The sequence below is a fragment of the Brevibacterium aurantiacum genome (genome assembly GCF_007558825.1).
GTDB classification, from domain to species: Bacteria; Actinomycetota; Actinomycetes; order Actinomycetales; family Brevibacteriaceae; genus Brevibacterium; species Brevibacterium aurantiacum_A.
Window position 1 is genome coordinate 1 of the sequence record NZ_VLTK01000006.1, and the last position, 12074, is coordinate 12074.

Sequence of the window (12074 nt, forward strand, 5' to 3'; positions counted from 1 at the left end):
GTTGGCACCGCCAGTTTCGCGGGATCCGTTGGCTTCGCTTGTTTCGCTGGCTTCCGAAACACTGGCTTCCGAAACGCTGACTGCCGGCTCGACATCCTCGCTCGCCTGACCACGATCATTCGACTCACGTGGATCATCCGTGGGTACGGCAGCGAGGGATTCGAACTTGCCCGCGAGTGGGTGGCCGGTGAGGTCGAGGTTGGAGTCTTTGAGCTGGTCGAACAGAGACTGCTGTCCCCATGTCGACGACGACGGCTTTCCCACAGAAGACAAAGCATCAGTCGTATCTTTCCCCGCCACAGCATCATCGGGTCCGGGGCGTGGGTCACGCTCTTCTGGGTGTCCTGGGGTGCGGTCGGGGGTGAGAGTCATGGTGTTGAAGTCCATTCGCCAACATCGTTGTTGCTCTTCTCTTAATTATACATTCATTTCACCTCTTTGCACCATGAGTTTCGATTTATCTTCGATCATTATTTGACTATCGTATTAACTGTTGGCTCAAAAACCGGACAGGACGTGCAACACCCCAGGTCAGAGAGTAAAACCACAATCGATCCCCGCTAGCCGGACCGCCACTAAGACTGAGCACACGAAAACGAGCCGGGACATTGTGTGATTACAATGTCCCGGCTCGGAAGAAACCGGATTCAATCCCTCAGATCGCGCTGAGCATCTTCCCTGGGTTGAGGATCCCCTGGGGGTCAAGAGCATTCTTCACAGCGATCTGGATCCGCCTCGAGCCCTCATCAAGCTCCTTGTTGAGCCAATCGCGCTTAAGGAAGCCCACGCCATGTTCACCGGTGATCGTGCCGCCCAACTCGAGGCCGATGCGCATGATCTCGCCGAAGATCTCCTGCGCCTTCGCGGTCTGGTCCACGTCGCCGGCGTCGAAGAACACTGAGGGGTGAGTATTGCCGTCACCAGCATGGGCCACCAGCGCAATCATCAGACCTGAAGACTCCTGCAGCTCCTTCAACCGGTCGCAGAACTCGGGCATCGCCACGCGTGGCAGACACACATCGTCGAGCAGCTGGCCTCCGCCATGGGCATTGGCGAATTTCTCATAGGCGGGCTGGATCATCCGTCGTGCAGCGATGAGCGCCGCCGAGTCACTCGGATCGTCGGAATACGCGACGTCGAGTGCTCCACAGGTCTCAGCCACCTCGGCGAACTGGGCCATGACCGCTTCGGAATCCGCAGGATTCTGGTCGACCTGCATGATGAGCATCGATCCAGCATCTCCGTCGAGTCCGAAGTCGCCGAAGTCGTTGAGCATCTTCAGGCTCGACGAATCGAGGAACTCCAGCAGGCTCGGCACACCGCCAGCGGCCATGAAATCCGCAACGGTCTGCAGGCCGGAGCGCTCGTCGGGGAAGGTCGCGACAGCGGTGAATGGATCGGGCAGCTTCGGGATCAGGCGCAGGGTCGCCTCGACGACGACGCCCAGCGTGCCCTCGGAGCCGACGAACAGGTGGCGCATGTCGAGCCCGGCGACGCCCTTGGCCGTCTGCGGACCCAACTTCGTGAGCGTGCCATCGGCCAGAACCACCGTGAGGCTGCGAACGTAATCCCTGGTCACGCCGTATTTCACGCAGCACAGGCCACCGGCGTTGGTGGCGATGTTGCCGCCGATCGACGACAACGCGACCGACCCCGGATCGGGTGGGTAGGACAGGCCGAAGGGTGCGAGGTGATCCTTCAGGTCCTGATTGATGATGCCAGGCTGGACGGTGACGAGCCGTTCGGCCTCATCGACGGACACGACGTCCTTCATGCGCGAGACATTGAGCAGGATCGCCCCAGGTGAGCCGTTCGCCCCACCTGAGATCCCCGACCGAGCACCCTGCGGGACGACGGGGACGCCGTGCTCTGTTGCGAATCGCATGACCTCCTGCACATCGCTCGCCGAGGTGGCCCTGACCAGAGCGATCGCCCCTTCGTGGGGGCAGAACAGGGCTTCGTCGCGAGCGTGAGCTTCGATGACGTCGGGATCCGTCGTCAGCGCCCCCTTGCTCAACCGTGCCGCGAGCGCATCGAGTTCGACCGCACCGACTGCAGTCTGGTCCTGTACTGTCATGACGTCCTTCCGAACGGAACAGCCGGGGTGGTCACGACCGCCTCGGCGACTGTCTTCTGGTGACGATCGGGCACCTGTTCGCCCCTACTTCGCCATCTCCGGATTCACCTTATCGGGCGCGGGAGCGGCTTTGAGGATGAGGGTGACGATGCCGGCAGCGACCATGGCGGCGCCGACGACCCACATGCCCGCGTTCTGGGTACCGGTGAGCTCCGCGAGTCCGCCGGTGATGTAGGGCGCGAAGAATCCGGCGGAGTTGCCCAGCGAATTGATCAGCGCGAGTCCCGCGGCAGCTCCGGCGCCGGCGAGGAAGGTCTGAGGTAGGGGCCAGAAGGTCGGCAGTGCCGCACAGATGGCCATGCAGGTGATGGTCACGGCGATCATCGTGGTGAACGGCGAGCTCAGGTACAGGGCGATCGGAATGGTCACACCGCCGATGAAGAGCGGGAGCGCAACGTGCCATACGCGCTCATTGGTCCTGTCGCCGTGACGGGACCAGAAGTACATGGCCAGCGCACCGAAGACGTACGGAATCGCGGTGATGAAGCCGATCTCGACGATCGAGTATTCGACGCCGAAGGTCTCCTGGAAGCCGGAGATGATGGTCGGCAGGAAGAAGCTCATCGCGTAGAGGCCGTAGACCATGCCGAAGTAGACGAAGGACAGCGCCCACACGCGTGGCTGCAGAAGGGAACGGCGGACCGGGTAGTGAAAGTTGTCAGCCTTGTCCTTCTCTTCTGCGTCCATCTTCGACTGCAGCCAGTTCCGCTCCTCGGATGTCAGCCATTTGGCGTCGCGTGGGTGGTCAGTGAGGTAGAAGATGCACATGATGCCGAGCAGGACCGCAGGCACACCTTCGACGACGAACATGAAGCGCCAGCCGGCGAAGTTTTCGAAGATCGAGTTGCCGCTCGAGATCAGCCACGAGGACAGTGGGGAGCCGATGACGCTGGACATCGGGATCGCGAGCATGAACAGCGCGGTGGCCCGTGCCCGCATCGATGATGGGAACCAGTACGTGAGGTAGAGGATGACGCCCGGGAAGAATCCCGCCTCGGCGACTCCGAGGAGGAACCGCAGGAAGTAGAGCCATCCGTGGCTGGGCACAAACGCCATCGCTGCGGCCACGATGCCCCAACTGATGAGAATGCGTGCGAGCCAGATCCGAGCGCCGAACTTGTGCAGCGCAAGATTCGAGGGCACCTCGAGGAGGAGATAGCCGAAGAAGAAGATGCCCGCCGCGAAACCGAACTGAGTAGCCGTCATCGCGAGGTCTTCGTTCATGCCACCAGGGCCCGCGATGCCGAGATTGGTGCGGTCGAGGTAGTTGATGAAGTACATCGCGATGATGAACGGAATCAGCCGAACAGTGACCTTCCTCAGGGTCCGCTTCTCCATTGCTGAATCGCTCGACGGTTGCTGGCTCACAGGTGGGTTCACCTCGGATGACATGCGATCTCCCTCGATCAGGCTGAAGCCGCGGTGACGACTCTCGGCACACTACTGACACACAGTACGTCAGCTTTCGCTCAGGTTCCTAGAGATCGGTCTCAAAGTACCGAATATCGGGACGCAGCCTCTATTGGACCGAACATCCGAGGCAGATTCCCGTTGAGGTGGGATTGTGGACCGGTTCACGTTGACTTCGCATTGAAGCTATCAACCTGCCGATCCTCGAGAAGGGGAATGATTGTGGATAGGCCGATCTCCTTGAAATGCGCCGAGTCACGGTGGGCTTCGAAGTCCGTTGCCTTCTCGTACTTTTCTACGATCACGAATACCAGTGGGTCATCGAGATCTCGTGCAATCGAGTAGCTCAAGTTGCCCGGCTCTCGTCGACTCGACTCGGCGAGAGTCGGCAGCAACTCGGCCACCCTGCCGACAGTCTCCGGACTTGCCCGGTAGTGAGCGATGACAATATGCACAGAATTCTCCTAGTCGTTGAGGGGCGATTGGCAGCCTAAGTACCCAGATTTGCACTGCCCGTATTCCACAGCTCAGGCGAGCTCACGGACACCGCAATCGCTCCGTGTTCAAGGGCACGGGCAATATCTGCTTGGTCCCGAATAAAGCCCCCGGCGATCACAGGCCGCAAACGCATGACTGAGTGATCGACAACGAACGGAAGCACAGGTGAGGGCATGATTTGCAGCAGATCCGCTTTCGCGCCCTTCACCGCGCTGACCGCGCGGTGAAGATTCGAGCGATCCGTAACGAAGAGTTTCTGGACCGTGATCAACCCTGCCTCAGCGCCCCGGGAGATGAGCGACCCGCGGGTCGTCACCACCCCGTCGGCCCCGATCTTGGCGAGGAAGTCGACACCGCCTCGATCCTGAGCAAGACCGATGATCGAATCGATATTGACGAAGACAAGCTGATCGCTCTTATCGTGAATGCGTTCGAGAGTTGATTCGAGGTCGGTGATGCTGAACTGAGCGAGGATGCAGACGATCGCCGATGATTCGGTGAATGGGCCGATCTTCGAATCATCGAGGATGGCTGGCACCACCGGATAATTACTCAGTCCGGCCAGTCGTTCCAGCCGTTGTCGCCGCGATCGTGCAACGTCCATCAGGAGTTCCCCGTTCATTTCAGTGTGACCGAGTTCCGGCCTCAGAGTCCCAATTTGCCTGGGTTCAGAATATTCTGCGGATCCAGGGCCTGCTTTATCGTTTTCAGTATCTCGAAGCCCGCACCCAGCGACTCCTCCATGTACCGCGATCGCAGAAGCCCGACTCCGTGATGGTGACTGAGAGTGGCTCCGTGCTTAATGATCACCGCATTTGCGGCATCCCAGGCGCGCTGATACCAGTCGGCTCGGTCATCGGGATCGACGGTGCCTCGCAGGGAAAAATAGAGGCAAGCAGAGTCAACATAGGCGTGTGACTGATGTGCCGACCCAGCCAAGGTCCCCTCCACTTGAGCGATCGCATCGACAACCTCGTCGTAGATGGCTGGAAGCGCATCCCACGGTCCAATCATTTCGAGAGTATCGGCGACGAAACCGGGGCTCTCCTTGAACCCCTCAGCACTTTTTCCCGTGAGATACCGAGTGTCGAGCCAACGCTCGAAAATCGGATTCTCGTCGAGTTTGACACCCCCAAGCTCCTCGCAGGCATCCGCGCTGATCGTCATTACTGCGTCGATGACCTCGGATTCGCCCTCGTCGGCGATCAACAGCACATTCTGCTCTGGCAGATCGAACTGCACTCCAGATTCCAAAGCGTCATAGAGTCTCAGCGCCGCAGGTGTCGCACCCCGTTGCAGAATCTCTCGACAGACATCGAGACCGACAGCAAAGCTCGGGAAACCATACGCTAGCGCACGTGTCTGCTCCGGAAGACGGTGAAGTTTGAATTTCACCTTCGTAATCACGCCCAGCGTCCCCTCGGAACCGATGAACAGTTGTTGCAGATCGCTGCCCACTGCCGCACGGCCCGGCGACCCCAGAGAGACGAGGCGACCATCTGCGAGCACCACTTCGAGCCCCGCGACCATGTCCTCGATCTTGCCGTATCGCGTCGAAAGCTGGCCTGCACCTCGGCAGGCCACCCAACCGCCGACCGTACTGATACCGAAGGACGAAGGCCAGTGCCCCATTGTCATTCCGTATTCAGACTGGATATGCTCTTCGAACACATCTCCAAACAGCCCTGCCTCAACCTCGATGATCTGACTGATCGGATCGAACTCGAGCACACTGTTGAGTGCAAGGACGTCAAGAACGATTCCGCCGGCAAGCGGCAGCGCTGCACCGGTGACATTGGATCGTCCTGCCGAAACCGTCACTGGGATTCGCCGTTCGTCAGCCAGTCGCATAACCGCTTGAATCTGCTCAACCGAGGACACTGTCACGATCACTGCCCGAGTGATGGCTGGGTTGTTCCCGGTCTCAGCGATCTTTGTCCGCGCCCACCAATCACGCGTGCCAACAACGATGCCGGTCAAATCCCTCGTAACTGTATCGACAATCTGCTCGAGTTGGTCAACTACCTCAGTGTCGACTAACACCGCATCGGCGAACTGCAAGGATCCTTCGCTCCCGTTGTCAACAGTGGATAGATCCGGGCTCGACGACGCCCAGGCGGGCGGGGTGTGGGCGCCGACTATGTAGTTCCTGCGGTTGTATCCTCGACGGATCGCTTCACGACTCATCATTATTGGTTTGCTCCCATCAGTACGGATTCTTCTTTATGGATCTGGCCGAGGTAATCCTCGACCTGTGCGTTCACATCGAGACGGCTAAGTCCGAGTTCAGCGCCGAGGATCTCCCCGACACGTGCGGCGGCCTCCCCAGAGGCGTTGCGGGCCATGAGTCGAGCCCGCGTACGACGGCTGAGCACGTCGTCAACTGTGCGTGCCATTTCGTGCCGCGCAGCGTACACGACCTCAGCTTCGGTGTAGGGCAACCCATCCACGATCGGGGTGGTCAGACGAGGCTTGTCCGCGATCAGCGCCGAGACGAAGCGTGACTCGGTGCCAAAACGTTCAGCCAGGTGGGCCGGCAGGCCGCCGGAGGCCACTGCAGCTTGGCCATCGTATCCGGCAGCTCCGAGCAAAGGAGCCTTCATCGTGACGCACCGATGCTTCTTATCTAGCACCGCCCCCACAGCGTCCACAGTCTGTTCAGCCATATGCCGGGCGGTAGTCAGTTTCCCACCGACGACTGTAACGAGCCCATCCTGGTCGGTTCGGATCTCGTGGTTGCGTTTGACCTCGACGGTTTTGCCTCCCGGCGGTGCGACCAAAGGACGAGTGCCGGCGATAGACCCGACCACATCTGACGGGGAAAGGTCGGTATTGAGCGCGGTCATCGCGCCGTCGAGAAGGAAATGCATGTCCTCTTCGGTGCAATAGGGCTCGTCGAGATCGCCCTCGTAGTCGTCGTCAGTTGTGCCGAGATAGGACGTGTTGCCCCAACGAGTGATCGTCGCCCGTCGAGTACGTCCTGGCACCGGGATCGTGACCGTGCACGAGTTCTGGATCTTCTCCCAGGGGACGGCGATGTGCACACCTTTGGCCGGTCGGATGCTCGGCTTGTCGACGTCCGCCGAGGCGGGGTCCCAGTCTCGCAGCCAGGACCCAACAGCCACTACAACGGATCGGGAACGGATAGTCACCTCCCTGCCATCCACCTCGGCAAGAACGCCTGAGACCTTGCCACCACTGCGCAGTACGCTTGCGGCCTTAGCATGGTTGGCGATCGCCGCTCCGTGGAAGGCCGCCGTCCGGGCAACGGTGAGCGTCAATCGCGCGTCATCAACGCGAGCATCGTAGTACATGAGTCCACCGTCAAGGTTTCTTTCCTTGAAGAGCGGGCACTGGGCGAGAACCTCTTCAGGGGACAGCTTGCGGTGCAGGACGCCCTCCCGCCAACCGCCGGCCAGATCGTAGGACCAGAGGAGAGACTCGAACCCCTTGGCTAATCGACGATCAAAGATCCCGTCGACGGAAAGGATGGGGAACAGGAACGGCAGTCGTTGCACAAGATGGCCAGCATTGCGACGCAAACGCTGTCGTTCCAGCAGGGAATGCCGGACGAGTGGCAGATTGCCCTGCTCGATGTAGCGTAGACCACCATGGACCATCTTCGACGACTTGCTCGAAGTCCCTGAAGCGAAGTCATCCTTCTCCAGCAACGCCACCCGGTAACCACGCAGCGCGGCGTCGAGGGCGACGTAGGTTCCGGTGATCCCCCCTCCAACGACGACGAGGTCGAAGGTCTCCTGTTCAAAACGAGCGATGCTCTCTTCCCGGTCGAGTTTCACCGGCGTAGTTGGTGACAGGTCACGCGCTTGTCTTCGCAGCCTTCTAGTCGGCAGCTTCATACTGCTCTTTCCTTTCTGTCGCGTCTGAAATCTTGCGAGTTGTGAGATACCCGTGCGTCGGCAAGCTCGATCTCGGCTTTCACTCGGACCCGCCAGTCTCCGCGCCTGTCTTCTCGTTCGGCATCGGAGATCCGCGGTTCGAACACGTCGGGGGTACCCAGAGTAGATTTCGCCTCGGCGAGGTCAGCCCACATGCCGGTGTGCACACCCGCGAGGAAGGCCGCACCGCGCAGGCTGGCCTTGTCCGTGTCGTGATAACGAAGAAAGGGAACCCCTGTCAGGTCCGCCTGAAGCTGGATAAGCGGCTCGCTCTTCGACAGACCGCCACCCACAATCACTTGATCGGCCCTCAGGCCAGCGACGTCTTCGTTGGCTTCGAGGCACCAGGTCACTGAATGAGCGATGCCCGCGAGCACCGAATACGCAACATCTTCACGTGTGGTGGCGGTCGACAGTCCGCCGATGAGGGCACCGACTCCGGTGTGAACCTGAGGCATTCGCACCCCGGTCAGTGCCGGAATCGAGACCGCTCGTGAGTGCCCTCCCCTGCCCGCCAGTTCGGAGAGCTGCTCGGCGGAGTCGAAGAGCCTCAGTGTGTTGACCAGCCAATCAACGACCGATCCGGTGGTTGCGGTGAAAGTTTCGACGGAATACATCGAACGTGCGGCCGCTCGCCAGGCGACAAGACTCAGTGCTCCCTCATGGCGGCCGGTGTTCTCCGGCACCACTTCGCCGACATTCAGATCAACAAACGATCCGGTTCCGTGCACACACATTGCCTGACCCGCGCTGACAGCACCGAGACCTACGATTCCCGCATGCTGGTCGCCGATCGCCACATGAATCGGCAATTCAGGACCGAGGATCTCCGGGCGCAGAGTTCCGAAATCGCCAACGTCATCACGCAGCTGTGGAAGCAGTTCGCGCGGGAAGCCGAGTTCGTCGATGTAGTCATATCGATAGGCATGCTCGCCCAGCAGATAGGATCCCGAGCTCGTCGCATTGGTGGCTCCGACCATCGGCGTGGTTTCGCGGGATAAGTTCCACAGCAACCATGTGTCAACAGTGCCGAAAACAAGCCGACCGGCGGAGAACGCCTGCTTGACCTCCGGATGGTCTGGGTCCTCGAGCTGATGCTTGGCCCACAGATAGACCGACCTGACTCCGGTGGGGCGGCCGATACTCGGCCATAATCTCTGGTCCCACACTCCAGCCAGGCTGGCGAGTTCCGCACTGTGTCTGCTGTCCTGCCACACCATCGATGGAGCTAACGGCTGGCCAGTCACTGCGTCCCACAGAGTCGCTGTTGCCCGTTGAGCGGCTATCGACACCGATGTGATCTCAAGGCCGTTGTCCACCGCCGATGCATAGGCGGCCCTGAGCACGCTCAGCGTACTATCGAGAATCTCTGCTGCACTCTGTTCGACAACGCCAGCGCGTGGGGACGCCACGGATAAGCGCTGATAATGCAGACCACCGACCTCACCTGTCTCCGTCACCCACGCAGCCCGGGTACCTGTGGTGCCCTCGTCGATGGCCAATACCGCTCTTCTCATACCGACTCTTCCTGCGAGGTGACGACCTTGTCTGCAGCGAACTGAGGCGCGTCGAGCTCCTCATCGGGACTCACTTCGGTGCGTGTGGGTTCCCATTTGATCACCCAGCAGACGATCGCCGCGGCCAGGGGAACCACGGCGAGGATCAGGAACGTCGGTCCCAGACCAAGATCCTCTTTCAGGATCGGGAACACCATGAGTCCTAGCGCAGCACCGAGAGAGCCGATAGCCCCGATGATGCCGTTGGCCCCGGCACGAAGTTCACTGCGGAAGGACAGAGTCGACAGGCTCTTTCCGTTAGCTCCTGGTCCGCCAGAGTGGAAGAGAATAAACAGGGAAGGAACGATGAAAGCCAGCCACAATGGCATCGAGTCAAAGAAGAAGCCGAGGATGAGCAGCATGACGAATACGAGGCTGAACCCCACAGCTGAGGCCTTGCGCAACCCGAGCTTCCCGGCGATGAACGGCGAACTGAAACCGCCGATGATGCCGAAGACATTGAAGATCAGCGTGCCGACTGTGGCGAGCACGAAGTTTCCCTCTCCGAAGATCGCGATCGAGATGATCGGCAGGTACCACCCCACGGCGAAGTACTGAATCGACTGCCCCATTTGCACCGTTGCGGCGAGGATGGTGCGCGGCAGGTAGATCCCGCGGAAGATCAGCGCAATATTAGCTGCACCTCTGTTTGCGAGATTGACCACCGGGAAGCGGTCTTCTGCTGCGGCTGCGACGAAAGGTTCGCCGTAGATCTTCGACATCGAGTCTGCGGCCCGATCCAGGCGTGCTTTGCGGGCATACCAGGTGGGGCTTTCAACGAGCTTCCACGCCTGCAATACCAAGAGACCCAAAGCGACCACGCCAGCCGAACCGAGCGCCCAACGCCATATCGCGTCGCCGACGTCGAGATTGTAGAACCCAATGGCGAGGATGAGGTTCGAGGACACTGCGGTGTACCAAATTCCCTGCCAGGTGTTGAGGCGGGAGCGGAATTTCGCAGGAGTGAACTCTGCGAGCACCGCCATAGCAATGGCGAAGTCGATGCCATAGGCAGCTCCGACGAAGAACCGTCCAGCAACTACCAGTTCGAAGCTTGGGGCAAATGCGGCGAGCAGCGCGCCGATGAGCGCGATGATCTTAGCCAGAATGAGCGGTGGAACTCGACCAAATCTATCGGCCATCCACCCACCGATCGGGTTGAATACCAGCGCGATCCATGACGCCATGGACGTTAGCAAAGCGACTTGAGTGGGCTCTAGTTCGAGCTCCGACGTCATCGGGCCGAGACCCGCCGATAGTGCTGAGTTTGAGAACGCGTCGAGGAACAGGCCTCCGAGGGCCAGCCACCAAATCCAGGCTGCGCGTCCGCGTATGCTGGGTCGTGCGTCGATATAGGCGACGACGTCGGAAACGCCTCGCAGTACTTGACTTGCCATTGAAATGACCTCTCTGTCATTTCCTGGTAGGCAGTCAGAACACGAAAAAGGCAAGACGAAGACTCCCCACCAGGAATTCTTCAAATCTTGCCCTGTGTATGACCACAGTATGGAATCAGTTCATCACGTGTCAAGGTTTTCTCGAAGAGGAGGACTCACCATGCAGCCGATGACGGAGCTCGCGGCAGAGTCGCTGCGTGACTACTACCTGAAGTTCGCACGCTACGAGGCGAGCGGCACTTCACCGACCTACGCTGCGTGGGCACGAGGCATAGCGGAGGACGAGGAGATCATCGAACTGCTCCTCGAACTTCCCAAGCAGAAGCGCCAGGCCAACCTTCTGTTCGCCGCTGCCCGCCACCTCGGCGCCGGTGACGATCACTTCATGGGCGGCGACCACGGTTCCGCGAGCCTGCGCACCTGGCTGAAGGAGAACTGGCCGGCTACACGGGCACTCATGTCTGCGCGGTCGACTCAGACCAATGAAGCCGGACGCTGTGCCGTGATCCTGCCAGCGCTGGCCCGGATCTCCGCGCCCCTGTCGCTCATCGAGGTCGGCGCCTCGGCTGGCCTGTGCCTGTACCCCGATCGTTACAGCTACATGTACAGCACAGAGTCAGGGTCGCTGGCCCTTCACCCCGAGGATGGCCCGAGCACTGTCGAACTCGCCTGCGAAATGACGAATGCCACGCCGCCCGAGCGGATCCCCGAGGTCACCTGGCGAGCCGGAATCGATCTCAATCCCCTCAACATCGCCGACGGTGACCAGCAGGAATGGCTACGCTCCCTGGTCTGGCCGGAGCACGGACTGCGCCGGGATCGTCTGAGTGCCGCGGCCGCCCTCGTGTCCGCTGACCCGCCGAGGCTGGTGCCGGGCGATCTGCTCGAGACCGTCGAATCCGTGCTGGCCGAGGCTCCCGCAGGCACGCAGAAGGTCGTATTCCACAGCGCGGTGCTCGCCTATGTCGAACCGGCCGAACGCGAAGGCTTCGCCGCTCTCATGCGATCGCGTGACGACGTCGTGTGGATCAGCAATGAGGGAGGCAGAGTGCTGCCGGATATCGGAGCTCAGCTTGACCGAGAACCGGACGGACGATTCGTGCTCGCTGTCGACGGACAGGCGATCGCACTGACCGGGCCGCACGGACAGAGCTTCGAGGGACTGGGGTGACGAAGC

General features: G+C 60.4%; 9 protein-coding genes and 1 pseudogene. 1 reads left to right on the top strand and 9 read right to left on the bottom strand.

Annotated features, from left to right (window positions below; all coding sequences use genetic code 11):
* The 9 genes and pseudogenes from FO013_RS11315 to FO013_RS11355 all read right to left on the bottom strand — a co-directional run.
* Nucleotides 1-372: pseudogene (locus tag FO013_RS11315) on the bottom strand (hypothetical protein); the annotation flags it as partial.
* A gap of 283 nt (nucleotides 373-655) precedes the next feature.
* Complete coding sequence (locus FO013_RS11320) at nucleotides 656-2077, bottom strand: FAD-binding oxidoreductase (RefSeq protein ID WP_143922658.1); 1422 nt, start codon at nucleotides 2075-2077, stop codon at nucleotides 656-658.
* An 84-nt stretch (nucleotides 2078-2161) separates the two neighbouring features.
* Nucleotides 2162-3529 carry an MFS transporter gene (locus FO013_RS11325; protein ID WP_260848105.1) on the bottom strand — a complete coding sequence of 456 codons (1368 nt, stop codon included), beginning with the start codon at nucleotides 3527-3529 and terminating at the stop codon, nucleotides 2162-2164.
* A 182-nt stretch (nucleotides 3530-3711) separates the two neighbouring features.
* Nucleotides 3712-4002 carry a putative quinol monooxygenase gene (locus FO013_RS11330; RefSeq protein WP_143922659.1) on the bottom strand — a complete coding sequence of 97 codons (291 nt, stop codon included), beginning with the start codon at nucleotides 4000-4002 and terminating at the stop codon, nucleotides 3712-3714.
* Nucleotides 4003-4037: 35 nt separating this feature from the next.
* On the bottom strand, nucleotides 4038-4649 hold the full coding sequence (locus tag FO013_RS11335; protein ID WP_186293066.1) for a glycerol-3-phosphate responsive antiterminator: 612 nt from the start codon (nucleotides 4647-4649) through the stop codon (nucleotides 4038-4040).
* A 41-nt stretch (nucleotides 4650-4690) separates the two neighbouring features.
* Nucleotides 4691-6235, bottom strand: a complete 1545-nt coding sequence (locus tag FO013_RS11340) for an FAD-binding oxidoreductase (RefSeq protein WP_143922661.1) — start codon at nucleotides 6233-6235, stop codon at nucleotides 4691-4693.
* Nucleotides 6235-7905: a glycerol-3-phosphate dehydrogenase/oxidase gene (locus tag FO013_RS11345; protein ID WP_143922662.1), complete on the bottom strand. Its 1671-nt coding sequence runs from the start codon at nucleotides 7903-7905 to the stop codon at nucleotides 6235-6237. The genes FO013_RS11340 and FO013_RS11345 overlap by 1 nt, the downstream gene beginning before the upstream one ends.
* Complete coding sequence (locus FO013_RS11350; protein WP_143922663.1) at nucleotides 7902-9461, bottom strand: FGGY family carbohydrate kinase; 1560 nt, start codon at nucleotides 9459-9461, stop codon at nucleotides 7902-7904. Before FO013_RS11350 ends, FO013_RS11345 begins: the two co-directional genes overlap by 4 nt.
* Nucleotides 9458-10897: an MFS transporter gene (locus tag FO013_RS11355; protein WP_143922664.1), complete on the bottom strand. Its 1440-nt coding sequence runs from the start codon at nucleotides 10895-10897 to the stop codon at nucleotides 9458-9460. Before FO013_RS11355 ends, FO013_RS11350 begins: the two co-directional genes overlap by 4 nt.
* 160 nt (nucleotides 10898-11057) lie before the next feature.
* Here FO013_RS11355 and FO013_RS11360 point away from each other — a divergent pair, with 160 nt between their 5' ends.
* On the top strand, nucleotides 11058-12068 hold the full coding sequence (locus FO013_RS11360) for a DUF2332 domain-containing protein (RefSeq protein ID WP_143922665.1): 1011 nt from the start codon (nucleotides 11058-11060) through the stop codon (nucleotides 12066-12068).
* Nucleotides 12069-12074 lie beyond the last annotated feature (6 nt).

What these genes read in the sequence shown, in the direction of transcription:
- FO013_RS11350 (WP_143922663.1), bottom strand. Translation starts at nt 9,461, where the DNA reads ATGAGAAGAGCGGTATTGGCCATCGACGAGGGCACCACAGGTACCCGG.
- FO013_RS11345 (WP_143922662.1), bottom strand. Translation starts at nt 7,905, where the DNA reads ATGAAGCTGCCGACTAGAAGGCTGCGAAGACAAGCGCGTGACCTGTCA.
- FO013_RS11320 (WP_143922658.1), bottom strand. Translation starts at nt 2,077, where the DNA reads ATGACAGTACAGGACCAGACTGCAGTCGGTGCGGTCGAACTCGATGCG.
- FO013_RS11325 (WP_260848105.1), bottom strand. Translation starts at nt 3,529, where the DNA reads ATGTCATCCGAGGTGAACCCACCTGTGAGCCAGCAACCGTCGAGCGAT.
- FO013_RS11360 (WP_143922665.1), top strand. Translation starts at nt 11,058, where the DNA reads ATGCAGCCGATGACGGAGCTCGCGGCAGAGTCGCTGCGTGACTACTAC.
- FO013_RS11355 (WP_143922664.1), bottom strand. Translation starts at nt 10,897, where the DNA reads ATGGCAAGTCAAGTACTGCGAGGCGTTTCCGACGTCGTCGCCTATATC.
- FO013_RS11340 (WP_143922661.1), bottom strand. Translation starts at nt 6,235, where the DNA reads ATGATGAGTCGTGAAGCGATCCGTCGAGGATACAACCGCAGGAACTAC.
- FO013_RS11335 (WP_186293066.1), bottom strand. Translation starts at nt 4,649, where the DNA reads ATGGACGTTGCACGATCGCGGCGACAACGGCTGGAACGACTGGCCGGA.